This window comes from Jeotgalicoccus meleagridis (assembly GCF_903994045.1).
Lineage (GTDB): Bacteria > Bacillota > Bacilli > Staphylococcales > Salinicoccaceae > Jeotgalicoccus > Jeotgalicoccus meleagridis.
The window spans coordinates 844,411-871,104 of sequence record NZ_CAJEWD010000008.1; the positions used below are offsets into that span (position 1 = coordinate 844,411).

At 37.1% G+C, this 26,694-nt stretch carries 23 protein-coding genes; 6 read left to right on the plus strand and 17 right to left on the minus strand.

Annotation, left to right across the window (positions count from 1 at the left end; all coding sequences use genetic code 11):
- Window positions 1–202: 202 nt before the first annotated feature.
- The 10 genes from JEOSCH030_RS09845 to JEOSCH030_RS09890 all read right to left on the minus strand — a co-directional run bounded on the left by JEOSCH030_RS09845 (window position 203) and on the right by JEOSCH030_RS09890 (window position 14,172).
- The gene (locus JEOSCH030_RS09845) at window positions 203–1,885 is read right to left on the minus strand and encodes a glutathione ABC transporter substrate-binding protein (RefSeq protein WP_185126463.1); all 1,683 of its coding nucleotides are present in this window, start codon (window positions 1,883–1,885) and stop codon (window positions 203–205) included.
- Between the two features lie 263 nt (window positions 1,886–2,148).
- Window positions 2,149–3,822 (minus strand): glutathione ABC transporter substrate-binding protein, encoded by a 1,674-nt coding sequence (locus JEOSCH030_RS09850; RefSeq protein ID WP_185126464.1) that lies wholly within the window; start codon window positions 3,820–3,822, stop codon window positions 2,149–2,151.
- A gap of 120 nt (window positions 3,823–3,942) precedes the next feature.
- Window positions 3,943–5,961 (minus strand): TRAP transporter permease, encoded by a 2,019-nt coding sequence (locus JEOSCH030_RS09855; protein ID WP_185126465.1) that lies wholly within the window; start codon window positions 5,959–5,961, stop codon window positions 3,943–3,945.
- Window positions 5,945–6,436, minus strand: a complete 492-nt coding sequence (locus tag JEOSCH030_RS09860; protein WP_185126466.1) for a DUF1850 domain-containing protein — start codon at window positions 6,434–6,436, stop codon at window positions 5,945–5,947. The genes JEOSCH030_RS09855 and JEOSCH030_RS09860 overlap by 17 nt, the downstream gene beginning before the upstream one ends.
- Window positions 6,426–7,418, minus strand: coding sequence for a TAXI family TRAP transporter solute-binding subunit (locus tag JEOSCH030_RS09865; RefSeq protein ID WP_407929471.1), 993 nt, complete (start codon window positions 7,416–7,418; stop codon window positions 6,426–6,428). The genes JEOSCH030_RS09860 and JEOSCH030_RS09865 overlap by 11 nt, the downstream gene beginning before the upstream one ends.
- A 117-nt stretch (window positions 7,419–7,535) precedes the next feature.
- Complete coding sequence (locus tag JEOSCH030_RS09870) at window positions 7,536–8,504, minus strand: alpha/beta hydrolase (protein ID WP_185126468.1); 969 nt, start codon at window positions 8,502–8,504, stop codon at window positions 7,536–7,538.
- Between the two features lie 17 nt (window positions 8,505–8,521).
- Entirely contained in the window at window positions 8,522–9,187 is a 666-nt protein-coding gene (locus JEOSCH030_RS09875) for a DUF6320 domain-containing protein (protein ID WP_185126469.1), read from the minus strand.
- Window positions 9,188–10,456, minus strand: a complete 1,269-nt coding sequence (locus JEOSCH030_RS09880; RefSeq protein WP_185126470.1) for an alcohol acetyltransferase — start codon at window positions 10,454–10,456, stop codon at window positions 9,188–9,190.
- A 258-nt stretch (window positions 10,457–10,714) separates the two neighbouring features.
- Window positions 10,715–12,382, minus strand: a complete 1,668-nt coding sequence (locus tag JEOSCH030_RS09885; RefSeq protein ID WP_185126471.1) for a glutathione ABC transporter substrate-binding protein — start codon at window positions 12,380–12,382, stop codon at window positions 10,715–10,717.
- A gap of 128 nt (window positions 12,383–12,510) precedes the next feature.
- Window positions 12,511–14,172: an ABC transporter substrate-binding protein gene (locus JEOSCH030_RS09890; RefSeq protein ID WP_185126472.1), complete on the minus strand. Its 1,662-nt coding sequence runs from the start codon at window positions 14,170–14,172 to the stop codon at window positions 12,511–12,513.
- A 304-nt stretch (window positions 14,173–14,476) separates the two neighbouring features.
- Here JEOSCH030_RS09890 and JEOSCH030_RS09895 point away from each other — a divergent pair, with 304 nt between their 5' ends.
- Genes JEOSCH030_RS09895 through JEOSCH030_RS09915 form a run of 5 tightly spaced genes read left to right on the plus strand, consistent with a single transcriptional unit; the run spans window position 14,477 to window position 18,698 of the window.
- Entirely contained in the window at window positions 14,477–15,385 is a 909-nt protein-coding gene (locus tag JEOSCH030_RS09895; RefSeq protein WP_185126473.1) for an ABC transporter permease, read from the plus strand.
- Between the two features lie 12 nt (window positions 15,386–15,397).
- Window positions 15,398–16,318 (plus strand): ABC transporter permease, encoded by a 921-nt coding sequence (locus JEOSCH030_RS09900; RefSeq protein WP_185126474.1) that lies wholly within the window; start codon window positions 15,398–15,400, stop codon window positions 16,316–16,318.
- Between the two features lie 14 nt (window positions 16,319–16,332).
- Complete coding sequence (locus JEOSCH030_RS09905; RefSeq protein WP_185126475.1) at window positions 16,333–17,340, plus strand: ABC transporter ATP-binding protein; 1,008 nt, start codon at window positions 16,333–16,335, stop codon at window positions 17,338–17,340.
- The gene (locus JEOSCH030_RS09910) at window positions 17,330–18,433 is read left to right on the plus strand and encodes an ABC transporter ATP-binding protein (protein WP_185126476.1); all 1,104 of its coding nucleotides are present in this window, start codon (window positions 17,330–17,332) and stop codon (window positions 18,431–18,433) included. The genes JEOSCH030_RS09905 and JEOSCH030_RS09910 overlap by 11 nt, the downstream gene beginning before the upstream one ends.
- Before the next feature lie 13 nt (window positions 18,434–18,446).
- On the plus strand, window positions 18,447–18,698 hold the full coding sequence (locus JEOSCH030_RS09915; RefSeq protein WP_185126477.1) for a hypothetical protein: 252 nt from the start codon (window positions 18,447–18,449) through the stop codon (window positions 18,696–18,698).
- A gap of 50 nt (window positions 18,699–18,748) precedes the next feature.
- Here JEOSCH030_RS09915 and JEOSCH030_RS09920 read toward each other — a convergent pair whose 3' ends face one another.
- The 7 genes from JEOSCH030_RS09920 to JEOSCH030_RS09950 all read right to left on the minus strand — a co-directional run bounded on the left by JEOSCH030_RS09920 (window position 18,749) and on the right by JEOSCH030_RS09950 (window position 25,182).
- Window positions 18,749–19,231 carry a DUF456 domain-containing protein gene (locus tag JEOSCH030_RS09920; protein ID WP_185126478.1) on the minus strand — a complete coding sequence of 161 codons (483 nt, stop codon included), beginning with the start codon at window positions 19,229–19,231 and terminating at the stop codon, window positions 18,749–18,751.
- Window positions 19,231–20,436, minus strand: coding sequence for an MFS transporter (locus tag JEOSCH030_RS09925; protein WP_185126479.1), 1,206 nt, complete (start codon window positions 20,434–20,436; stop codon window positions 19,231–19,233). The genes JEOSCH030_RS09920 and JEOSCH030_RS09925 overlap by 1 nt, the downstream gene beginning before the upstream one ends.
- Before the next feature lie 12 nt (window positions 20,437–20,448).
- On the minus strand, window positions 20,449–21,312 hold the full coding sequence (locus tag JEOSCH030_RS09930; protein WP_185126480.1) for a LysR family transcriptional regulator: 864 nt from the start codon (window positions 21,310–21,312) through the stop codon (window positions 20,449–20,451).
- An 18-nt stretch (window positions 21,313–21,330) separates the two neighbouring features.
- The gene (locus JEOSCH030_RS09935; RefSeq protein ID WP_185126481.1) at window positions 21,331–21,885 is read right to left on the minus strand and encodes a DUF402 domain-containing protein; all 555 of its coding nucleotides are present in this window, start codon (window positions 21,883–21,885) and stop codon (window positions 21,331–21,333) included.
- A 97-nt stretch (window positions 21,886–21,982) separates the two neighbouring features.
- Entirely contained in the window at window positions 21,983–23,935 is a 1,953-nt protein-coding gene (locus JEOSCH030_RS09940) for an ABC transporter permease (RefSeq protein WP_185126482.1), read from the minus strand.
- Complete coding sequence (locus JEOSCH030_RS09945) at window positions 23,907–24,812, minus strand: ABC transporter ATP-binding protein (protein WP_185126483.1); 906 nt, start codon at window positions 24,810–24,812, stop codon at window positions 23,907–23,909. The genes JEOSCH030_RS09940 and JEOSCH030_RS09945 overlap by 29 nt, the downstream gene beginning before the upstream one ends.
- The gene (locus JEOSCH030_RS09950) at window positions 24,796–25,182 is read right to left on the minus strand and encodes a GntR family transcriptional regulator (RefSeq protein ID WP_185126484.1); all 387 of its coding nucleotides are present in this window, start codon (window positions 25,180–25,182) and stop codon (window positions 24,796–24,798) included. Before JEOSCH030_RS09950 ends, JEOSCH030_RS09945 begins: the two co-directional genes overlap by 17 nt.
- A 193-nt stretch (window positions 25,183–25,375) precedes the next feature.
- Between JEOSCH030_RS09950 and argF the strand changes: the two genes are divergently transcribed.
- On the plus strand, window positions 25,376–26,380 hold the full coding sequence (argF, locus tag JEOSCH030_RS09955) for an ornithine carbamoyltransferase (RefSeq protein ID WP_185126485.1): 1,005 nt from the start codon (window positions 25,376–25,378) through the stop codon (window positions 26,378–26,380).
- Window positions 26,381–26,694: the final 314 nt, after the last annotated feature.

The window sequence follows — 26,694 nt, forward strand, 5'->3', positions numbered from 1 at the left end:
ATGGCGCGCAAAGCTGTTTGCGTGACGTCGTCATTTCCTCGATGGCCGATAAAGAGAGATATCGGTCATCGAACTTTCGACGACGTCCGATAAAACCATATATCAGACATCGAATTCGAATTTTAATATAAATTCCGGCACCAATCCTCTATCCATATAAAGAAAAACCCGAAAATCCTAGGATTTTCGGGTTTTCATCGTACTATTCTTCTATTGTTACATCATCCAATTGATAAATACCTTGGGCATCTACTGAGAAGCCTTGAACAGCTGAGTTTACACCTGTTAGGTAGTTTTGGTGGTGAATGTAAGCCATAGGTGCTACATCAACCAATTTCTCTTGAAGTTCTGAATAGATTTCAAGACGTTTTTCTTCATCAGTTTCCTGACGTCCTGCTTCTAATAATGAATCAATTTCCTCATCTTCTAGGAATGAACGGTTACCCGGATCCCCTTTCATTGATGAGTGGAATAATGGATAAGTTGCATAGTCAGCATCACCTGTTACTGTTGACCAACCAAGGATAAACATGTCGTGGTTACCTTCTGCTGTTTGCTCTAAGTATGCACCCCACTCAAGTTGTTCAACTGTTAGATTAACACCAATTTCCTTAAGTGATTCTTGTAGATAAACTGCTGTGTTCACACGTTCTGGAGAATCGTTAGTCCAAATTGTAAGGTCTAAGCCATCTTCATAACCTGCTTCTGCTAGCAATTCTTTCGCTTTTTCTGGATCGTATGAGATTCCTTCAACGTTTTCGTCATAACCGAAGACGCCTGGTGCAAGTGGTCCTGCTGCTGGAATTCCGACACCATCATACACACCATCGATGATTGATTGTCTGTCGATACCATATGAGATAGCTTGACGAACTTTTTCATCGTTTAATGGTTCTTTTTCAGTGTTGAAACCGATGTATGAAAGTGACATAGATTCAGTTTCATCAAGTACTGTGTTTTCTCCGTTACTAATACGTTCAACGTTGCTTGATTCAACTGCACCAGCAATGTGTGAAGTACCTGATTCAATTTCAGCGATACGTGATGCTGTTTCTGGAACAACTTTAAATGTTACCGTATCTAATTTCGCCGCTTCACCATAGAAATCATCATTACGTTCAAGGACAACATCTTCACCAGGTGAACGTGACTGAAGTTTAAATGAACCCGTACCTACTGGGTTTTCAGTAACGTATTTACCTAATTCTGAAGAAATAGCATCTTGTACTTCTTCTGCTTCTCCGTTATCACGTAATTCATAATATTCTTCTACAGTCATATCTTCACCTGCAGCGTCTAGTGCTTGTTGGTAGTCAGCATCGATAACATCTTTACTGATCATTCCACCACCATCGTGTGCAAGGTGTGCAAGTAGTGGTGCAAATGGATATTCAGTTGTAATTTCAACTGTGTGCTCATCCACCGCTTCTACATCTGTAATCATTTCGAATAAGAACATACGTGGTGACGCCATTGCTGGGTCTAAGACACGATTTAAGTTTGCCACAACTGCTTCTGCATTAAATGGAGTCCCATCGTGGAAAGTTACGTCGTCACGAAGTGTAAAGCTCCATGTATTGTCATCAACTTGTTCCCATTCTGTTGCAAGTCCTGGTTCAACTTCCATATCAGCATTAAGCTGAGTCAAGCTATCATAAATGTTATAACGCACGTTTGATGATGGAACGTCGTTATTACCGTGTGGGTCAAGTGATACAACGTCACTCATTTCTGAGATAACAAGATCTTGTCCACCACTAGGTGTACCTTCTGCTGATCCTTCTTCTGCTGCAGGATCAACTTCGCTATCGCTAGTACATGCTGCTAATACTAATGCAAACATTACTGCCATAGTCAACGTAAAAAAGTGCTTCATACGTTTCATTATGTATTTCCTCCTATTAAATTTTAAATTTTTAGACTATTTTGAGTCTTAAAATTTCACTCTTCTAATGTTACATTAAAAGAATTTTACTTACAAGATGAAATTTTGGAAATATTTTCACTTTAATTTCCAAAATTCCTATCGCTAAACACTATAACACTGTCACTGCACTTTTTAAAGCGCTTTCAAAATATTCGCCGGCTTTTAACCAAACAAAAAATGCTTTGAAGCCTAGTCACTAGGCCTCAAAGCATAAAGTAATTTTATTGAATTGTTGTTTCTCTAAAGTCAAAGATATTGTAAGAATCTCCTTGGAAGTTCTCTACATTGTTGTTATAAGCATTTAAGTTTTCACCGTGGCGGATAAAGATTGCCGGTGCATCATCTACTAATATCTGTTGAGCTTCAGTATACATTTCTCCACGTTTTTCTTCGTCAGATTCTTGACGTGCCTGATCTAGAAGACTATCTAATTCAGGGTTGTTATAGAATGAACGGTTACCGTCAGCTCCGATATTGTCAGAGTGGAATAATGGTGAGATACCATTGTCCGGGTCACCTGTTGAGTTTGACCAACCTAATATGAACATATCATGTTCCCCTGCACCAGTTGCTTCGAGGTATGCACCCCACTCAACTTGTTCAACATTAACAGTAATACCTAATTCACTTAATGATTCTTGTAACCATAAAGCAACGTCTACACGTTCTGGGTTGTCATCATTAACCATTAGATTAATCGTCAAGTCTTCAACGCCTGCTTCATCAAGTAATTGTTGAGCCTTGTCCATATCGTATTCTCGACCTTCAAGATCTTCAGAGTATCCAAGAACTCCTGGTGCTAATGGTGCAACAGCTGGTTGACCTGAACCGTTATAAACACCTTCTAGAACTGCTTCACTATCGAAAGCATGTGTAATTGCTTGGCGTACTTTCGGATCATTAAATGGTTCTTTTTCTGTGTTAAATCCAATATAGTCAATTGATACTGATTCTTGTCTTTGTAGTGTAACGTCTGGATTACTATCCACTCTTTCAATGTTAGAAGATAGTGTTGCTAAGATAGCATCTGATGTACCAGATTCAAGTTCTGCAAGTCTAGAACCTGGCTCTGACACAACTTTGAAATCTACGCCATCAAGTTTAGCAGTTTCTTCTCCCCAGTAGTCATCATTTCTTACAACAGAAGTCACTTCACCTGGAGAACGGCTTTCGAATTTGAAGTAGTTTGTTCCAACTGGCTCACTTTCAACTAGTTCACCAACGTAAGAACTGATTTCGTTAGCAACAGCTTCATGTTCTTCTCCGCCCTCTGCTCTTAAGTCATAGTACTCTTCTAAAGAAACATCGCTACCTGCTTTATCAAGTGCATTTTGGTAGTCTTTATCGATAAGTTCTTTAGAAATCATTTTACCTGCACCGTGCGTAAAGTTATTGATTAAAGGTGCGTATGGATATTCTGTCACTACTTGCACTGTGTAGTCATCAATGACATTAACTTCACTTACCATTTCAAATAAGAAAGCTCTTGCTGATGCTTTAGCAGGATCTAGAACACGTTCTAAGTTTGCCTTAACAACTTCAGCATTAAACTCTGAGCCATCATGGAAAGTCACACCTTCACGTAATTTGAATTCCCATGTTGTATCATCAATTTGTTCATATTCTTCCGCAAGTACTGGTACAAGTTCAAAATTTTCATCTTGTGTAACTAACGGTTCATAAATCGTGTCACGAATTTGTTCTGATGGCACATCATTACTACCATGTGGGTCCATCGATACTGCATCAGCAGGAATGGCTAAGGTCATTGTACCGCCTTCGCTACCAGCTTCTTCACCGCCGCCTGTAGCTTCATCAACATCACTGTCGTCACTACAAGCTGCTAATACGAGTAATAATACACCGAGTAAAGTCATTAAGCTAAACTTTTTCATTTGAAACCCCCTATTTTTCGAGAAGTTAAGTCACTTCTTTTAATATTCTGAATTTTACACTATAAATGAAATTCCCACAACATTTATTTTAGAATATTAGCACAATTTTATATATTTATTTTAAGAAGCAACAGCTGCATTCTTCTTCCACTTCAGGTAATTTAAAATGAACATCACTATAGCAATTGATAAACCAATCACATCAGTAAATGGTTCAGGAATGACCAGCATGATTGCTGAAATAATCAAGATAACTCTTGAAATCACATTGACATGCGTTTTGAAAAATCCTTCTAAACCTGCTGCTAGAGCAATTAAACCTATTATCGTAGAAATCACCACTACTGCCGTGTCCCACAGCGATGATAACGGATATTCTCTCGCATTGGTCATCAAGCCTTCAATATCAATGAGTAACATAGATGGTTCGAAGACAAAGATAAATGGTATCAAAAAGCCAGCTAATGATAGTTTTAATGCTTGGAAGCCTGTCTTCATTGGATCCCCGTCCGCGATACCCGCACCTGCAAAGGCTGCTAAAGCAACAGGTGGCGTTACGTTGGCAAAGATTCCAAAATAGAAAACGAACATATGCGCAACTAAAATCGGTACTCCGAATTCAGCTAAAGCTGGTGCAGCCATTGTTGCTGTAATGATATAAGCTGGAATTGAAGGTAGCCCCATTCCAAGTACCATTGATGCAATCATTGTAAAGAAGAGCGTCAGTAGTAGAGACCCTCCACCTAGACCTGCAATTGCAGAAGTCATAATCGCACCAAAACTTGTAAGTGAAACGACTCCAATGATGATTCCAACTACCGCACAGGCGATCATTACTGATAAGGATTGCTGAGCACCCATTGCCATGGCTTGCCCGATATCTTTCAGTGACATTCTAGTTGTCTTTCTAAATGTCGCTACAATCACTGTTAAGAAAATCGTATAGATAGCTGCTCTTGGTATTGGCATATTTAAAAATAACATGACGATTAAACCAACCAAAGGTATTAACAGGTGTCCTCTTTCTTTCATAACCTCTTTAATTCTAGGTAAATCTGATCTAGGTATTCCTTTTAAGTCACTTTTACCGGCTCTATAATGCACTTGCATGATAACTGCAAAATAATATAGTAAAGCTGGGAAAAGTGCTGCTAAAGCAATAGTTCCATAGTTAATCCCTGTTGTTTCTGCCATGATAAAAGCACTCGCACCCATAATCGGTGGTAAAATTTGTCCTCCGACTGAGGCACTTGCTTCGACGGCACCTGCAAAGTTTTTGTTGTAACCGACTTTCTTCATTAGAGGAATAGTAAAAGCACCGGTACTTACAACGTTAGCAACAGCCGCTCCGTTGATACTCCCCATAAAGCCACTTGAAACAACAGCGACCTTAGCTGGTCCCCCTTTATTTGCCCCTGCAATCGCCATCGCTAAGTCATTAAAGAATTGACCCATACCTGACTTTTGTAGGAAAGCTCCAAAGAGAATAAAGAGGAAGATAAAGTTCACAGACGCTCCAATAGCTGTGGAATACAACCCTTCAGTCTTTAAATAAAGTTGGCCAAATATATCTCCGATATCAAATGGTCTGGTCATCATCATATTTGGAAGAAATTCCATGTGACTGAAGAAAGGATAAGAGAGAAAGATTAAAGCCAGTATTGGCAATATCCAACCCGTTACCCTTCTAGCTGCCTCTAAAATCAAGACAACTGTCACGATGGCCATAATGATGTCCATAGTATTTGGAATCCCACCTCGTTCAGTTACTATGGCGTTGTATTCTATGAGAATATAGCCTGCTGTAAAGAGACTGACTAAGGCTAAAAACCAGTCAAGTATTGGCAGTTTCGCTCTATCCTGTTTTTTAAACATCGGGTAAATCATATAAACTAAAGCTAAACCGACTGCGACGTGAATGGAACGTTGTTGCAGTGCTGGCATTGGATTAAATACCATGTATAAGTGAAACAGAGAATACAAGACCGCAACGATAGATACTACTAAGACAACTTGCTTATTCGAAAAATTTCTTGTTCTTGATTCCTTATCAAATTTCTCTTGAATTTCTTGAATCTCTTGTTCATCAGGAATAAAATCTTCATCGTGAATAACATCAACGTCATCTTTTTTCTTCATAATTACCTCCCAGTATACGCTTGATCAAAGGTATGTACTCTACGGAAATCTCTACTGCAGTATACGGTTCATAAATTTCGTACAATAATATTTCCTGATCCCCTTGGACTATCTTTGTTTGAACATTATCTGAGACATTTAAATATAAATTTGGATACTTATCGTTAACAGTGTATTTCACAAAACCGTCTTCTGTAACTTCTGCAGTTGTGTCTGATTCATTTGGAACACCTGCTCCAAAGGTTTTGAAATATGTCTCTTCGAGAAGTAATTCCTGATCTACTATCGTATATACTTCATACCATTCTTCTTTTTCTATAGAGTGAATCCAATGAAGTTCAAAAGTTTCTATAGGAAGATAGATATCGTTTCTTGTATCACTTTCTATCACTAGAGTTTCCTTTTTATAAAAGAAGATGAAAAGGAGCATAAGAATAATGCTCCCTATAATAATTAATTTAAATTTATTGTTCATCGTAGTACTTCTGTGCACCTGGGTGTAGCTCAATGACTGAGCTTTCTTCTGCTGTCTCCACATTAATATCATTGGCTGCTTGGTGAGCGTTTGTCAGCCCTTCCAAGTTTTCAAATAGATATTTAGTTAAGTTATAGACGTCATCTTCACTTAAGTCAGAACGTACGACTAAAGCATTCATAATTGCAACAGTCGGCACTGCCTCTTCATTCCCGTATGTATCAGCTGGGATTTCTAAGGCTTCAAAGTAGTCAGCATCTTCACTTAACACTTCTACCGCTTCAGCTTCAATTGGAACAATCTTCAAGTCTACTGAGTTTTGTAATTCCATAACAGAAGCGTTCGGTAAACCACTTGTTAGGAATGCCGCATCCAGTTGACCACTGCGCATTGCTTCAGAGGCTTCAGCATAGCCAAGATAATCGACTTCGATATCATCGTATGACATATCATGCGCTTCTAGTACTGCACGTGTTGCGATTTCCACTCCAGAGTTTTGGTCACCTACAGCAACCCGTTTTCCTTTTAGATCTTCAACACTTTCAATGCCTGCATCTTGTGTAGAAATTAACTGAACATAGTTAGGATATAAAGCACCAATCTGTTGGACGTTTTCTATTGGTTCTTCAAAAGTCTCTTCCCCGTTAACAGCTTGGACTAAAGCATCACTCATAACAAAGGCCATTTCAGCCTTCTCATCTTTCATTAAGTTCAAGTTCTCTGCTGATGCACCAGTAGTCTGAGTTCTAGAGTTTACGTCAAACTCTTTACTGTAGCCCTCTGCTAAAGTCGTTGCAATAATGTTATAGGGACCTGAAGATCCACCTGTTGCAATGGTGACAATATTAGTCTCTAAACTCGCTCCATCACTTTCGCTTGATTCTTCTGTTGCCCCTTCATCACCAGAATCATCGCCACATGCTGTTAGAAATAAACTTGCTCCTAAAATCAGTACCAAGTACTTGTTAAATTTCATATTCATCCCCCTTTTTGTTAGTTATAAGTAAATTGTAACAGTTATTCCCAAATATGAAAACGCTAACTTTTTAAATTTTCTAATAATTATTAGTAAAAAACAACCAGAGCATGCTCCGGTTGTTTAAACATATTCCAGTATAATATTTCCAATCATTTTTCGAGCAGTAATCCCTTCTTTAATAGGATACAAAGGGAAGATGTGATTTTGCTCTTCAAATTCAAAGTAGTCAAAATCGACACTTTCTTCTTGAAGTTTGTCCACATACTTTCTGATGTCTGGTAATAACACATCTCTCGTACCAGAAAAAATATAGATTTTAGGCAAATCATTGACCTCCCCGAAAAGAGGTGAAACTTTATAGTTTTTAAGACCATCATCGCCCGCCCAAATATGACCGACTTTTTTCAAACGATCCACTTTTAGCATTGGTTCAATTTCCATATAATCCTTAATTTCAGGATTTTCTAAACTGATATCCATCCATGGACAAATCACAACTTGAGCCAGCGGTAATGGTAAGCCTAATGCTTTTAAGTACTGGACAAAGCCTATTGTCAGACCACCACCAGCTGAATCACCAGCAATCACGATATTCTCGCCATCTTTTAACATCTCTTTATATAATTTTAAAGTTTCCTCATAAGCCTCTATATAAGTATATTCAGGTGCCTTAGGATAGATGGGAACGATAAATTCCAATTCTGTTTCCTCTACAAGTTTTGATATAAAGCGCCAATGAAAAGGTGATGGCTGATTAATGTATCCACCCCCGTGTAAGTACAAGACACGAAGTTTGCCTCTTTTCTCATCTGCATTAACTGTAAATACTTTCATATCACCGAGCATATGTTCTTTTATATCGGTTTGAAAAATTGCTCTTGGAAGCTCATATTCTCTCCTGTTTTCAAGCAGTTTATTGTCTAAAAATTCTTCAGTATCGTCCTCACGTGTAAACGTTGCGACTCGTATGACATCTTCTGCCAATTCACTGCCGACACTTCGGTGATTGACAAACACTGCTCTATAAATATAAGTGAAAATCCCAATTGTTGCAGTGAGTGTTGTGAATATCCTAAATAATATTTTCATCTGCTGCCTCCTGTCATTTATAAGTGAAATCTACGCGTAAGCTGGGTCATAAAACTTTGGTTGGCGATGAGTAACATCGCGATGAAGGCAGCTAAGCCAAATGATGCAGTAGAAACTGCTGGCCATAAGACATCGACCAAGCCAAAGAAATATAAGATTAAAGGTAAAAAACCAAAAACAATCATCAAAAGTAAGAAACTGATATAACTTGTCCAGTTCATTCTCACTCTTAAAATCATAATACACATCAAGAGGATCCCTGCTAAAATTAATAGTGGTACAACGTAATTAATGGACCACATAAGCGAACCTGACATATAATCAATGACCAATAACAAGATCGTCAAACTGATTACTTGAGCAATAATTTTGCCCCCAAGATGACCTGGTGAAAGAATTGTATGGTTTAATGATATTAATAGGTAGAAAATCGCAACTGCTACATAGAATACCCATAAAAAATGCGGCATGACTATGATATTGATTAATAGACAAATGACTGTTGCGAGGATACCACCAAGTATTGCTAGGTTTGCCAACCTATCCTTCATCTTATACAACTTTTGATCGTAGCGCGGATAAGCACGTTGATCTTCTGGAAGGCTCTCAATAGACAAGAGTTGATGGCATAGTGGACAAGAATTTTGTCTTGTATCGATTTCACAATCAGGGCAGTGGTTCATTTACTCACCCCATTCATTTGATTGTACCGTGACTTTGAGTCCAGTCATATGACTAATATTTTTAAAAAATTCTTTAATTAAATCATTCTCTTCTATAGCTCTAGCGAAAGTGATAGTGAAGGTGTCATTGACTGTTGCTACACCACAGTTAATCGGACTTTTTTTAGTTGGATAAAGCACAATGTCCATGTATTTGACATAGGGTCTCATAGAATCCGGTAGTTTCACATTTCCTAAATTCGTAAGTGTTAAAGTCTTTCTACTTTCTCCTGCCCAGTTAAAGGCAAATCTCATAATCGGATACTTAATAAAAACTGGCACAATTCTTAAAAAAGGATTCTTTTGAAAAGAAAAGAAGCGATCGATTCCTTCTTGTAAATAAGACTTCTCTGTTTTTTGGATAAGTTGATCAGTCACCTCTTTGATTATATCATCCATGCTCGTTTCTTCAGTGACTCTAACTGATATATTCGATACCGAGAAAAAATTCCTTATCGTTCTGGAAGGAAAAGCTTTTCTTAGACTGACAGGAATAGCGACTGTGACAATTTCCGATTCATTTATACCATGTCTTTGTTGAAAAATCGTCTGTATTAAGACACTTGTTAACAATCCAGTTAAGGATGTTCCTCGGCTTTTAGCATAAGTATTTAAGGCTTTTGAAGCCATTTGACCTTGCACAAGATTAATACCTCTCGGGCTTAAAGGTGTCCCTAAAATTTGATAAGATTTTGGATCCTTAGCTGACAAACCTTTTAAGCGAGAATCAGTTGCATATCTCACGAAACTATCCTCTACTTCTTCATCTAAAGGCTCTTCAGATGGCAACATAATCGATTCATCTGGTGTAAGTTCATTCCCTTTAAGTTTCAAATATTGATAGGTTAATGTTTTGATAAAAGCCTCTGCCCCACCACCATCTGTTAAAGAATGGAATACTTCTACGGAAATGCGATTATTAAAATAGAGCACTCGGATCAAATATGCATTATTTTCTTGTCTTTCTATAGGTGCACAAGGGTAATCTGTTTCTTTTTTCACTTCTAAAATGGCATCATTTTGTTCTAGGAAATCCCAGAAGAGCCCTTTTCTAACTCTCAACATCAAACTAGGGAAGCGGGTAGCGACCACATCTAGAGCATCCTGTAGTATTACTGGGTCTATCATTTCAGTTAAGACCATTGATACCCTAAAGACTGCAGAGTTAGATGAGCTTGACACGGCATGAAAAATTTTACCCGTGTTATCAATTCTATACCACTGACTCATAATGACACCGCCTAATTTCTTATATATATAAATTGTATAGCGAAAACATATAAAATAGAAGTATAAGCATTAAAAGAGTCTGGAACAATACTGTCTTCTTACATAATTAAGCCGTACGTTATCTTTTCAGGGGCATCGCGTGAGCCTGTAGTCTCACGCCGGATGCTATTCCCCTAGAAGTCTAACGTACGGCTTTTAAAGTACAATCCTGTATTATTTGATTATCTTAGAACTTTGTCTCATTTTTAAAATATCTATCTATTCATTAATAGTCACATTTCTAAAGTCAGGTTTATTGAAGTTATTTATTTCTAAGCCTTCAACTTCAGTTCTTGCTGCATTGGCACTTTGTGCTTGACGTATCGATACAAATGGCTGATCTTCGATTAGAATTTTATCGACTTCTTGATAAATTTCTGCACGTTTGTCTTCATCTTGTTCTTGGCGCCCTTGTTCTAATAATTGATCCACTTCTTCATTTTCATAGAAGGATCTATTTCCGCCAGAACCTTGCATAGATGAATGCACTAAAGGCCAGAATGATTGGTCTGGATCTCCAACTGGGTTCGGCCAACCTAGAAGGAACAGATCATGTTCTCCATTAGACACAGCTTCAAGGTAAGCACCCCACTCAAGCTGTTCAATTTCCAGATTAATTCCTATTTTCTTAAGCTCTTCTTGCATGAATACTGCTAAATCTACACGCTCAGGAGAATCGTTAGTCATGATTGTTAAATCAAAACCATCCTCGTAGCCCGCTTCTTTCATTAATTCTTTGGCTTTTTCTGGGTCGTAATCCAAGTCTTCTAAATCTTCGTTATAGCCGAGAATCTCTTCTTGAATTGCGCCCTTCATTTCACGACCAATGCCATAGTAAATGCCTTCCATGATCGCTTCTTTATCGACCATGTGTGCAATGGCTTGTCTAACTTTTTTATCCTCTAGAGGACCTTTTGTCGTATTCATACCTATATATTCATTAGATAAATTATAGACAGGATAAGTTTCCATATCTGGACTGTTCTCAATTCTGTCCCACTGAGCATTGTCAAAGCCTTGTATAAAGTGAGATTGACCACTTTCTAACTCAGCAATTCTAGAGGCATCTTCAACAACGACTTTAAAGGTAATAGTATCTAGTTTTTCAGGTTCATCCCAATAGTCATCAAAGCGTTCAACGACAATTTTCTCACCTGGTGTTCTAGACTGGAATTTCATATAGCCCGTACCGATTGGTTTTTGTTCGACTATTTCACCAACATTTTGTCCAACTTTATTAGCGATTTCCTCATAGTCGTCGCCACCTTTTTCACGGCTTTCATAAAACTCGTCTAAGCTAATATCTAAATCACTTTTATCGATTGCATTTTGATAATCTTCATCAATAACTGCTTTTGAAACAATGCCTGCACCATCATGTGCTAAATAATTTAATAAAGGTGCAAAAGGATACTCTGTCACGATTTCAAGCGTATAGTCATCGATTACGTTAATCTCTGAAATCATTTCGAATATATTCGCACGACTTGATGCGACTGCAGGATCAGTAATTCTTTCAAAACTCGCTTTTACTGCTTCTGCATTAAAGTCTGTACCATCATGAAACTTAACACCTTCTCTTAAATTAAAGACCCAAGTGTTATCATCTTTTTGCTCATAATCAGTCGCAAGTCTTGGCTGCGGCTCTAGATTTTCATCGAGGTAAAACAAGCCTTCATAGATAACATTTCTTCTTTGATCTGAAGGTAGATCATTTTGACCAGCGGGATCTAATGATGTTGCATCCGTAGCGTAAGAGGAAACTAAATCTCCCCCACTTTCATTAGACGAACTGGCTTCTTCTTCTAATACTTCTGAATCATCAGTACAAGCACTGAGCACAATTAAAACTAAACCAAGTAAGAGATACCTAAATAATTTCAACACTTATCCTCCTAATACTAATTCATATGTCCGAACTAGGTTTTCAATATTTCATATTATAACACCCGGAATTGGAAATACAAGCTGTTTTGCTCATAATTCAAAGATAAGTTTTATTATTATAGTAGAAATCAATCCAAAGTGACTTTTCTAAAGTCAGGATGACCGAACTGGTCTATTTCTAAACCGTGAACATTTGAAGTCATGGCATTCGGATATTCTGCCTGCTTCACAAAGACTGCTGGTTGTTCTTCAACTAAAATCTCATTAATTTCTTGATAAATTTCTGCTCGTTTATTTGAATCCAATTCACGTCGACCTTCTTCAAGCAGTTGATCAACCGCTTCATTTTCAAAGAAGAAGCGATTTCCTCCATTGCCTAACATAGATGAGTGTAGGATTGGCCATAATCCTTGGTCAGGGTCACCGACCGTATTCGGCCAGCCGAGAATGAATAAGTCTTGTTCTCCTGATGATACCGCTTCTAAATATGTGCCCCATTCCAACTGCTCAATCTCAATATTAATATCGACTGTTTTTAACTCTTCTTGAAGATAAACTGCAATGTCTACCCTGTCTGGCACATCATTTGTAAGTAGTTTAAGATCAAAGCCATCCTCATAACCTGCTTCTTTTAAGAGTGTTTTTGCTTTACTTGGATTGTATTCAAGATCTTCTAAGTTTTCATCATAGCCTAGTACTTCTTCTTGGATCGCACCTTTCATAGTACGTCCCATATTTAAGTAGATACCCTCCATAATGCTATCTTTATCAATTAAATGACCAATCGCTTGTCTGACTCTCTTATCTTTTAAAGGTCCTTTCTGTGTATTCATACCGACAAATTCAGTTGAAATATTATAGACAGGTAAGACATTAATATTTGGATTACTTTCTAGGCGCTCAACTTGTCCTACATCAAAACCTTGGATCAGTTGAGATTGTCCACTTTCTAACTCCGCAATTCTAGAGGCATCTTCTGTAACGATTTTGAAAGTCACTGTGTCAAGATTGACAGGACCACCCCAATACTCATCGAAGCGTTCAACAACGACCTTTTCGCCAGGACTACGAGATTGAAATTTCATATAGCCTGTCCCTGTCGGTTTTTCTTCAACGATTGTCCCTGTATATTCACTGACCTTTTTGGCGATGTCAGTGTATTTTTCTCCACCTTCTTCTCTTAGTGCGTAGAATTCTTCTAAACTCATATCTATCTCAGCTTCATTTAGTGCATTTTGATAGTCCTCATCAATTACTTGTTTTGAAATTATGCCCGCACCATCATGTGATAGATAAGACAAGAGCGGTGCAAAAGTGTCACCAGTTTTAATCTCAACTGTATAATCATCGATGACATTGACCTCGTCAATCATATCGAATATGTATGCACGTGATGATGCCATGGCTGGGTCTTTAATTCTATCGATACTTGCCTTTACTGCATCTGCTGTGAGACTTGAGCCATCATGAAATTTTACTCCCTCTTTTAAAGTAAAGTGCCAAGTTGTGTCATCCACTTGTTTGAAATCCTCTGCTAGTAAACCTTCTGGTTCCAAATTATCATCTAAACTAATTAAACCTTCATAGATAACTTGTCTTCTTTGGTCTGAAGCCATATCATTCACTCCAGCCGGATCAAGAGATCCGGCATCACTTGGATAGGAGACTACTAAATCGCCTCCTTCTTCACCTTCACTCGCTTCTGTTTCTGAAGAAATTGCTGAATCATCTGTACATGCACTTAAAAACACTAAACCTAAGATAAAAATACTTATTTTAAATAATTTCATGGTTCCCCTCCACGATGTTATTTTTAATTCCTACCCAAAAACTATGTATTAAATTAAATCATATTGTACCACTAGGAATTATTTATAAGCAAGATAAAATTTCATTTACTCGCTTTAAAACAGCTCTATTAAGTCTGTTAGCGTTTTCAATTGTGTACAATTTTAGGAAAGTTGGCATTAAAAAGTGTAGACTTATGAAGCATCTTCTTGTTATAGTCTAGTCATCGATGTATTATTAAATAGTATTTCTAAAAATACAGTGATTTATCTTAATATTTAGTTTTTACGAGGGGGTTTATACTCAATGTCTAATGTTCAACCGAGTCAGGTTCCAGTTCAAAAACCTGCTAATCGTAGAGTCGAGAATTTTAAAGACTTCTTCAGTAAGTTAAAGAAAAATAAAGCTGCATTAGTTGGGCTTTATGTCTTGATTTTCTTCTTCTTCGTATCGATTTTTGGAGCACTGGATTCCAACTATCATTTTTTAGGCGTCAACTCAAATGCCACTAACCTAACTGATAAGTTATTAGGGCCATCAGCCCAATATTGGTTTGGAACAGATCACTTAGGACGTGATATTTTTTATCGTATACTACACGGTATGTACATAACTTTAGGTGTCGGCTTCGCAGCGACCTTTATGGCAGCGCTTGTCGGTGTGCCGATAGGAATTATCGCAGGTTATTACGGTGGATGGGTAGATACTGTAATCATGCGTCTCATGGATATCTTACTTGCTTTCCCTGGTATCCTCTTAGCACTTGCTATTGTGTCGGTTCTAGGTGGTAGCACAATCAACGTGACTATCGCAATTGCAATCGGTGCCTTACCGCAATTTGCACGTATCGTCCGTGGGTCTACATTAACGACTAAAAAGCTCGAATACGTCGATGCAGTAAGAGCTTTAGGTGCACGTGACGGTAAGATTATTTTCCAACATATTTTACCGAATATCATGTCACCAATTATCGTTAACACTACAATCTTTATCGCTACAGCAATTCTGTCAGCAGCTGGTCTTTCCTTCCTAGGTCTTGGTGTACAACCACCAACACCAGAATGGGGTGCGATGCTAAACGATGGACGTAACTATATGTATCAGGCAGCACATATTACATTCTTCCCTGGTATCATGATTGTTATTGTCGTTTTAGCATTTAACTTATTTGGAGACGGCTTGAGAGATGCGCTAGATCCGAAAGCTAAGAAATAGGAGGAGGAAATCATGACACAATTTATCATTCGAAGATTACTTCAACTGATTCCCGTTCTACTTGGGGTAACTATACTCGTGTTCAGTTTGATGCACCTCACTCCTGGTAACCCAGCAGTCATCATGGCTGGTGAAAGTGCACCTGAAGCAACTGTTAAAGCAATCGAAGCTAGACTAGGGTTAAATGACCCACTTTACGAACAGTATTTTAGATTTTTAGGAAATGTTGTACAACTTGATTTTGGATCTTCAATCCGCGATAACATCCCGGTATTTGACCATATCAAAGCACGTTTTGCGATTACACTTGAGCTGTCAGTCATCTCTATGATCTTCAGTATTTTCTGGGGACTTTTAGTTGGGATTATTTCAGCTGTTAGAAAATATACATTTGAAGACGTTGCAATGATGGTTATTGCACTATTTGGACTATCTATGCCGAACTTCTGGTTAGGTTTAATGTTAATCCAATGGTTCGCTATTGAATTCCCAATCTTTAAACCAACTGGTTGGGGTAGCTTAGAACAAAACATTTTACCAGTCATTACCCTTGGTACTGCTGGAGCAGCAATTATTGCACGTATGACACGTAGTTCAATGCTAGATGTGATCGATCAAGATTACATCCGTACTGCTAGAGCAAAAGGTGTTAAAGAAGGCTCAGTTATTCTCCGCCACGCACTGAAGAATGCCCTAATTCCTGTCATTACCGTCGTTGGTATCCAATTCGGTAGTTTCCTTGCAGGATCAGTATTAACTGAAAGTGTCTTTGCCATAAATGGTCTAGGACGTTTGATTATCGACTCAATTTTACAACGCGACTTCCCTGTCGTTCAGGGCGCTATTTTAGTCATTGCGGTAGTCTTTGTTTTAGTCAACTTAATCGTCGACATTTCGTACAGATTACTCAATAAACGTGTGGACTTAAACTAAGGAGGAGAGAAAACATGTCAGAAGATATTATTCTCGATATAGATGATCTCCGTACTTCCTTTTTCGTTGGTGACAATGAAGTAAAGGCAGTAGATGGAGTAACTTTCCAAGTGCCTAAAGGTAAAACCCTAGGTATTGTGGGAGAGAGTGGATCAGGAAAAAGTATTACTGCCCTATCAGTCTTACGCTTGATTGAAGATCCCGGTAAGATAAAAAGCGGTAGTATCAAATATAAAGGTGAAGAACTCACGAAAGTGAAAAATTCACGCATGCGTCAAATTCGTGGTAATGAAATTTCAATGATTTTCCAAGAACCAATGACGTCTTTAAACCCGACATTCACAATTGGACAACAACTTAGAGAATCTTTTAAAATCCACCAAGGATTAGGGAAAAAAGATGGTACTAAAAGAGCTATAGAAATGCTTGAACTTGTTGGTATTCCTTCACCAGAAAAACGTGTGGATCAATATCCATTCGAACTATCCGGTGGTATGAGACAACGTGTTATGATTGCAATGGCACTTGCTTGTAAACCAGATCTCTTAATCGCTGATGAGCCAACAACAGCACTTGATGTAACAATCCAAGCTCAAATCTTGGAGTTAATTAAAGACCTTCAAGAAGAAATTGGTATGAGTGTTGTTATGATCACACACGACCTTGGTGTTGTTGCTGAAACATGTGATTACGTTGCTGTTATGTATGCTGGGAAAGTTGTCGAATACGCTGACATCTATACTTTGTTTGAAAATCCAAAACACCCGTATACTGTTGGTCTATTAAATTCATTACCTCGACACGATAAAAAGCAAGATGAACTAATTCCTATCAAAGGAAACGTACCTGCACCTGATGAAATGCCAACAGGTTGCCGATTCGCACCACGTTGTCCTTTCGCATCAGATATTTGTAAGACGCTACCTGAACTCGAAGATTTAGGTAACGGCAATGAAGTTAGATGCTGGATCCATACTGATCAATGGGATGGAGATAAGGAGGTACAACTAAATGCCAAATAATACACTGTTAAATATTGAAAATTTAGAGCAACACTTCCCTATCAAAGGGGGTTTCTTTGGCAGAACAGTCAACCATGTTAAGGCAGTTGACGGCATTACTTTCGAAATTAAAGAAGGTGAAACTGTTGCGGTTGTTGGTGAGTCTGGTTGTGGTAAATCTACAACAGGCCGTGCCATTCTTAGATTAGATGAACCGACTAACGGAAAAGTAGAATTCCAAGGTAAAGATGTTTTATCAATGTCTAAGGATGAAATGCGTAAGATGAGAAAAGATATGCAAATTATCTTCCAAGACCCTTATGCATCACTCAACCCTCGTAAGACAGTTAGACAAACTTTATGGGAAGCAATGGACATTCAAAATGTTGTGCCTCGTAAAGAAAGAAACCAACGTATTGTAGAACTGATGGAAACAGTTGGTTTACAAAGACATCAAATTGACCGCTACCCACATGAATTTTCAGGTGGTCAGCGTCAACGTATTGGGATTGCGAGAGCTTTATCAGTTAACCCTAAACTTATCATTTGTGATGAAGCAGTATCTGCTCTAGACGTTTCTATTCAGGCGCAAGTATTAAACTTATTAAAACGCCTGCAAAAAGAATTCGGTTTAACTTATCTTTTCATCTCACATGACCTTGGTGTTGTCCGCCATATTGCAGACCGCATCATTGTAATGTACTTAGGTAAAATTGTTGAAATTGGGGATACTGAGGCTATTTTTAATAACCCACAACACCCTTATACTAAAGCTTTATTATCAGCAATTCCGGTACCAGATCCAAGAAATAAATCACAGCGTATCTTCTTACGTGGAGATGTGCCTTCACCTATCAATCCACCAACTGGATGTCGTTTCCATACGCGTTGTCCATTTGCGACAGACCTTTGTCGTACTGATGAGCCACACTTGGAACAAAAAAATCCTGAGTTTGATGGCCAACATGAAGTGGCATGTCACTTTGCTCTAGATATACAAAGTGGTAAACATGAAGCACAATACGAAATGTATAACGTTCGTGAAGTTCTTGACGATGAGGCTGAAGATGCGACAACAGCTGAAGATGAAGCTTTTTCTAAAACTGAAAAATAAGCAGTGAAAACTTATGAATATTGAAATTGTTAAAATTTTAATTACCCTGATATTTATGGTTGGAATCGTCCTGGTTCTACTTTATAAAAAGGGGAATATACAGTGGATTATCTCTTTGGTTGTCATACACTCTATCCTGATCTTTTCTATAAGAATGTTTATTGAAAAACAAGATTTAGTGAACTCAATCTTGAGTATTATCTACTTCATCATTATTTCACTTGCAGCAGTTCTGATCTATAGAGCTTTAAGATACAATAACTAAAAAAGGTGCACTTGAACCCAGTCTGGGCTTAAGTGCACCTTTTATTTTTATTAATATACAAAGACATCTAGTAGGAAGAAGATAACTAAGAAGATATAGATTATCACATCGAAGATGGCGCTTGAAATAAAGGCGAGAAATGAGCCTAATGCCGCCTTAAAAGCAGCATTTATATCCTTTAACTGGATATACTCCACTGCAAAAACAAAGACAAAAGGAACAAAAATCACACCGAACGGCGGATAGATAAACATCCCTAGTATCGCCCCGATAACAGCGGACAATTCCCCTTTCTTAGAGCCTCCGAACTTCTTAACAAAATAACTATTGGCAACGACGTCACTGACTAAACAGATTAAAGTCAAAGCACCTGCAATGACCCAAAACATCCATGATAATTCATCACCAATGAAAAAGTTATAAACTAAAAAACCAACCCAAAATAAAATAACTGATGGGAGTATCGGATAAATAATACCTAAAAATCCGAGTATAAAACTTAAGGCAACAATTAACCATAATATTATTTCCATTAAATTTCTCCTTCTCTTACTTCTTTCTTAGTAAAGAAAAATAGAATAAAAGCAGTAAATAAAAATGCCGCACTAAAATAAAAGGCATTTTCTACACCGAGTAAATCATTGATGAAACCACCAAGTAAATTCCCTAATAATTGGCCAATAATCATCGCGTTAGCAAATAAGGTTGATGCATAGCCAGGGAATTGTGGCAGTAAATCTTGGAAGTAACTAATACCTAAGCCTAATAGAATTGCTAGGAATAAAGCAAGTGCCAGCTGTCCAACAAGCATCATAGTAAAGCTTTCAAAAATCCCTATTGAAAGAAAATAAGTTCCACCGACAAAGGCTGCAATGATCAGTAAGGTTTTTGAAGAGATGCGACTTGCGACATAACCCATAAAAATCATCAGAGGAACTTCCAAACCTGCACATATACTAGAAAGTATCCCTACAGCACTGTCCGCTTCACCTAGGTGGCTTGTAACGAATAAAGGCATGTTAAGTAAGTAACTCCACTGACCCACATGTAAGAAGGTAAATGCTAAAAATGGAATTAGCAAAGTAAGGTTCTTTAATAGATTCGGGCTTTTTTTCTCTTCAAATGAAGTTAATTCTATTTCATCTGATACTGCAGGTGGTATAGAGTTTTTTATTAAAAATGACGCCATAAAGACAACAAGAAACATTATCACAGTCCCACAGAACAAACCAACAAAATCAAAACGTGCAAGGAGTAAGGAACCCACCAAGGGACCAAATAAGAAACCGAAACTGAACATGGAACGTAAGATGGTGTTCGCCATAACCGCAATACTTGAACGGTATTGGTTAATCGATTCTCTAGCAGATGCGTATAACTGCGGCATAGCCGGTGCACCTAGAGAAAAGAATATAATATAAGATACAATCAGTATCCATGTGTTGGGAATAAGTAAAAAGCTTAAAAAGGCACAAATTTGCATAAATAAGGCAGCAATGATCAAGTATTTTCGGTCAAATGTTAGCCTATCACTCATGCGGCCAATTACTGTATTGACGATAAAACTTCCCACTGCTGCTGTTGCCATGAATATGCCATAAACAGAAGATGACATTCCATGATGTCCAGTCATAAAGATGACTAGAAAAGGGGCGGTAATTGCTACCGCCATACCTAGTAAGGTCATGTTCATCAAAAATAGTTTATAGTTTTGAATTTGAAATAGGTCTTTTATCATTACTCGTCCACCTTAACTTTGTTCACTTTCCTTGGATTCATTTCTAATCATTTCCACAAATGATTCTACCTGTGGTAACATCATGACACTCTTGTCGTAAGATAAATACGTTTCTCTGATCAACGGTTTGTCTTCTACCTTCACTTCTTCGATATAATAATTATCAAGGTCCAAGCCTTCTAAAACAAGCTCAGGTAATACCGTGATTCCCACTTTTTTTCTAAGGAGTTCACGACAAGTTGTAATCTGGTCAACGAATATTTGAGGTTCATATTTTTTGTTGAAGCGTGCTTCGAAGTAATTTTTAATGTGCGTAATATAAGTGGGGTCCGCTTGGAACTCAATAATGGTTAAATCTTCTACATCCATATCTTTCGGTGTCACTAGATAATGTCTGTCTCTGTATAAGAGTTCATTTTCCTTGTTGAGTACACGTGACCCTCTAACAATTGATAAGTGGTATTCACCTTGATTTGCAATAATTTCCTGGGTAGAACCAACATTGATTTTTACATTCACGTCAGGAAACTCATTTAAATATTTAGCGAGCATGTCTGGTAAAATCGTATAACCAATTAGTGATGATACCCCAATTGAAATATTCCCTTCAATTGCACCCTCATTGGCAACGATATAATCTTTAACTCGGCGCTCTTCATCGACAACCTTCTTGGCATGTTCTATAATTTTCTCGCCTACACCAGTTGTATATAAAGCCTTTTTGGTTCTGATAAAAATCTGTACGCCCCACTCATCTTCAATAGATTTTAAGCGCTGACTGACTGCGGGTTGTGATATATATAATTTCTCTGCGGCTTTCCGTAAAGTTTTTGCCTCACTTAGAGTCGCTAGTAAACGATAGTCATCGACCTTCACTGTACAACCTCCATTAAATTAGCTATTCTTATTGCTATGGCCTGATTTTTTGATTTCCTTTAATGCATATGATGCTAGTGCCTTATATTTGGAAAAATCATTTGCTATGTCATCCATTAAATCATTAGCAACTTTATAAGCGAAATCTCTCTCTTTTGCAGTAATTCTTCCTTTTTTAAAAGCACGTTTTATATCGTCTTCATCTACTAACTCAAAACGTCCGTCTGGTAACACTAAGACATCTAAATATAAATCCTCTCTCCTAGCCTTACCAAGTTCTAAGGTATGAGATTTGTTAATATCAAAGTAATACTGTATCTCTTGCCACTTCTCATCATACATTACTGTAATGCTGTAGTTTGTGGATGCTGGCATGAGTTGCAGCCACTTGTAGTTGTTTGCAGCCACTAAAGTATCTTCTCCGACCACTGATACGACTAGAGGATCACGAACTTTATACATGTAAATAATGCCCACAAGGATATCACTGCCCTGATAGGAAATTATTTTTTCATCATATTTTGAACGTAGTAAACGTCGCCATTTTTTCTTGTTAAGATACTTTATTTTCATGGCATTCATCTCCTGATTGTAATTATACAAAAAAAATAAAGCAAAAGTATAGAGATAGCTCTTTTTATTTCTAATCTCTATAACTTTTGCTTATATTTTACTTAATCGAGATGATTTTATAAATCATGTTGGCAGCGGTCTCTTCATCTAAATCATCTGCTGAATATTCAGGATAGCCATAAATTAATAATTTACCAGATGATGGGTCTAGACCTTTGTCATTTAAATCTTGAATCACTTGTGGTGCATCTTCTACATCTTGAATATCGTACTCCTCTTTCATTTTACTTAGACTTATTGAATTAAAGTCCTTGAAGAAGTCTTTGTACTCACCCTCTTCAATTTCAAGGAGATACATTTCACTTGTTTCATCAATATTCATAAGATCAGTCAGCTTGTATTCTTCATCTTCAACATTGTCTAAAATAGCAGGGTTGTAGAGAGAACTTTGACCAGTCTGGTAATTACTTGAGTCACTTGCCTCTATAGATATTCTTCCAGTCTCATTTCCAATGTATGGATTTAATACTTGTAAGTCAGATTCTTTATTTTTGTAGTCTGAAACAAGATTTTTATCAAGTTCAATCATAGTTTCATTGGCTGCTAGTGTATCTAGGTCTCTGTCATTTTTCATATTGAGCAACATATCTTCTTCCATGTTGTACTCTCTGTTTTTTTGTTGATCGATTAAATCCATCACTTTTGAGTCAGAGTCTAGTGTTAGGAATTCTAGAGTTTTTGTATGACCATCCTTCAATTTATAAGAGATCATTACCGGACTTGAATTTTCATTATATAGACGAGGACTATCTTTTTCAGCCACCGCAATTTCGTGAATATTTCTAGCATTCTCTATCGCTTGACGGTTTGATTTAAACATATAACTTTCTTCGAAAAAGTCATCTACTGGTTCTTGGTACATAGTGTTTCCATCAGTCGTAATCGACACACTCTCAATATTCTCTTTATCAGGTACAGAATTAATGTAATGATTCCAAGACAAGATAAAAAGTAACCAAAAGACTATGATGGTCACTATGGTAATTGAGAAGGTTCTGAGTGAAAAACTGATTTTAACACTGCTTTGAAAGAGCATCTCCACGATGATAAAAGTAATCAATGCACCAACCACATAGGCGATGATTGAAATGAATAAGCTATGCTCTATAAAGAAAGATACAAAGGTACCTAGAGCGAGCATTCCTGCTACTGTCGTGATAGCGATAAGAATATCTTTAAGCCAAGTAAAATTAAAGCTGAGATTCACTCTTTCATTGCGGCGATATTTATACACAATAAAGGTTAAAATGATAAAAATTATTGCGACAATAGCCCAGGTGATCGTTAAGGACAAATTAAAATCTGCGACGAGTTGATCAATGGCAACGAAGGGAAATGTGATGTCTAGTATCGGTTCTACATAATCAGAAAATCTTGATGAGACACCATCAAATGTTAAACCTGCTGTACTGTAGATGAGTGTCCATAAGACTAAAGGTAAAAATAATACCATGATAATAAGTTGAATGTGTAAAAATGAACCATTCACAAAAAATCCTGTTAGAACTGAGATCGTAAAGATGACCACGTGAGTAAATATTGAGTAGACAAACCATAGAGCAATGGTGGACAAACTAAGATTATCTATAAATAACAAACTTTGTAGTCCTAAAATGATTGCTGTAATTAATAAAGGAATCACAATGGCGGAAAAACCAACAAGCAGAATATGACTCAGTATTTTATTTCTTTTAATTGGTAAGCTATGCATAAAGTCCGATGCGGCTTCATTGTTCAAATAATTGAAGAGGATGATGCCGATAATCGCAGCAAAGCTCATTCCAATAACTTGTTGTACTGATGACAGTTGTAAGAAAAAGTCTTTGTTTATCGTTTCCAACTGTAGAATATTACTTTGTTGTTGATAGAGCCATAATATTAACGGTAGAGAAATAATATTCAAAATCAAGAATATTAGCGTGACCCAAAATATGGCACTTGAGAAATGTGACAACAGGGCTTTATTCAACAATGATGTTCGAGATTTCATAACCGAGTTCCCCCATTTCATAAGTGAATATCTCCTCTAAAGTTAAGGGTAAAATATCATACATTAAAGGATGATACTTGGTCACTTTTTCCTCAATTTTAGAAATATCCCCTTTAATGATACAAGTAATTATGCGTCCTCTTTGGCTTGAGTGCACAACGTTCAATTGTTTATAAAAATCATCATCAGGTAGTGTTTTAAAAGCAATTTGTAACTTACAATGATTACCTCTAATATCAGATAAATCCTGATTAAATAATAACTTCCCTTGATGCATGATAGATACTGAATCACATAAGTCTTCCATCTCTCTTAGATTATGACTTGATGCAATCACTGTCATACCATGATTCGCAATATCCTGCATCATAATATTTTTAACTTGTTTTCTAATAATAGGATCAAGACCATCAAATGGTTCATCGAGGAGCATAACCTTCGGTCTTGCTGCAAAGGCTAAGATAAAGGAAGCTTGTCTTTTCATCCCTTTTGACAATTGTGATAACTGAACATCAGGTGACAAACCAAAATGCTTAGATAACTGATTAAAACGCTCTGTTGACCAATTGCTGTACATAGATTGATAAAGTTTGGCCATCTTTTTTAAAGACGAGCCTCTAAAGAAAAAGGGAATGTCATGCAAAAATACGACATCTTTCTTCACTTCGGGTGACTCATAAATATTCTTACCATCATAAGTTACCATGCCTTGGTCCGCCTTGTAGATACCCGACATAATTTTCATTAAAGTCGTCTTCCCTGCACCATTTGAACCCAATAAACCATGGACTGTTGCTGGTTTAATTTCAAGATTTATATTATCAGTAGCAAGCACTTTACCAAATTCCTTACTTGTAGCATCAACAACAACCTTCATCTTTCTCCTCCTCACTATGTCCTTTTAATAAAGTCTTTATTTCTGAAACTGGTACCTCTAAAAATACGAGTTCTTCAACTCTTTCTACAATTTCTTCTTTTAAGATAGCTACTCTTTCTTGATTCATTTGACCTTTTACTTCATTCACAAAACTTCCTTTACCAGGTAGTGAATAGATAAAACCTTGTCTTTCTAATTCCCTATAAGCTTTTTGAATAGTGTTTGGGTTAATTGTTAACTCTTGTGCTAGGATTCTGACAGAAGGAATTCGATCGTCCTTTTGTAAGACACCTTTGATTATCTCTGTTTTGATATTCTCAATAATTTGTTCATATATTGGCAATCGGCTTGTCAGGTCAATATCAAGCATAAGGCACCTCCGTCCTCCAACTGTATTAATTATAATAATACAGTTAATACAGTAAGCGGTCAATAATTTTATATGTTCAACTTTTTAAGATAGCTTCTTGCATTCTAAAGCTAGTTTATATATTATGTAGTTAATAATATTTATACAATATATAGTATAATAATTAGAGTTTTAATATATAAGGGGGACTTATATGCATTTCCAAGGTAGAAGCTTTTTATCGATTACAGATTTTTCTAAAGCAGAAATAGAATATTTAATTGATTTTTCGATCCATTTAAAAAAACTTAAAAAGAACAAAATTCCTCATCAGTATTTAAAAGGACAAAATATTGCACTCTTATTCGAAAAAAGTTCAACGAGAACAAGATCAGCTTTTACAGTCGCTTTAAACGACCTCGGTGCCAATCCTGAGTTTTTAGGGCAGAATGATATTCAACTTGGAAATAAAGAGACAACAGCAGATACGGCAAAAATTCTTGGCAGTATGTTCGATGGCATAGAATACCGTGGATTTAGTCAAGGAACTATAGAAACCCTAGCTGAACATGCAGGCGTTCCAGTGTGGAATGGCTTAACAGATGAATGGCATCCAACACAAATGATTGGGGACTTTATGACGATTAAAGAGCACTTTGGTTACTTAGAAGGGTTGAAGCTTGTTTATATTGGAGATGGTCGTAATAATGTTGCGAATTCACTCTTAGTTACAGCGAGTTTACTCGGCGTTCATATCACTATCGCAGCACCAGAGTCACTCATGCCAGATGAAGAATATATAGAGATTGCTAAATCTTACGCTAAGGAGTCAGGTTCAGAGATCGTTTTGACAGACGAGTCGGATATCGCAGTTAAAGATGCAAACATCGTTTATACAGATGTGTGGATTTCTATGGGAGAAGAAAAAGATGCTGAGAAAAGATTAGAATTACTTGAAGACTATCAAGTAAATGAAGCACTTTTAGAAAATGTCGATGATAATTTTATTTTCATGCACTGTCTACCTGCTTTTCATAATACAGAGACAAGCTTTAGTCAGAAGATAAAAGATAAATGTGGCATTACGGAAATGGAAGTCACAGAAGATGTCTTTAACGCCCCTTTTGCAAAACAATTCCAACAAGGCGAAAATCGCATGCATTCAATCAAAGCGATTGTAGCTGCGACAAATGGTAATCTGTTTATCCCGGAAATGTAGATGGAGGGTTGATTGAGGCGAATGGGCTTGGGCATGTCTATTCGGCGTTATTTTTGAGATGCTGAATAGACTTTTTAGCTTACTTTGTCTATTCGGCGCTATTTTTGACATGCTGAATAGACTTTTTAGCTTGTTTTGTCTATTCAGCATCATTTCTGACATGCCCAATGGAATTTTCAGCTGAGAAACTCATTATCACAAGATAAAACTACACTATACAGATTAAAAATTATTACATAAGATTGTGGATTTGATGAGATTGATCACGACTTATCTTTGTCCTCATCACTTTTGGTGATAAGTGCTGGGTTTTG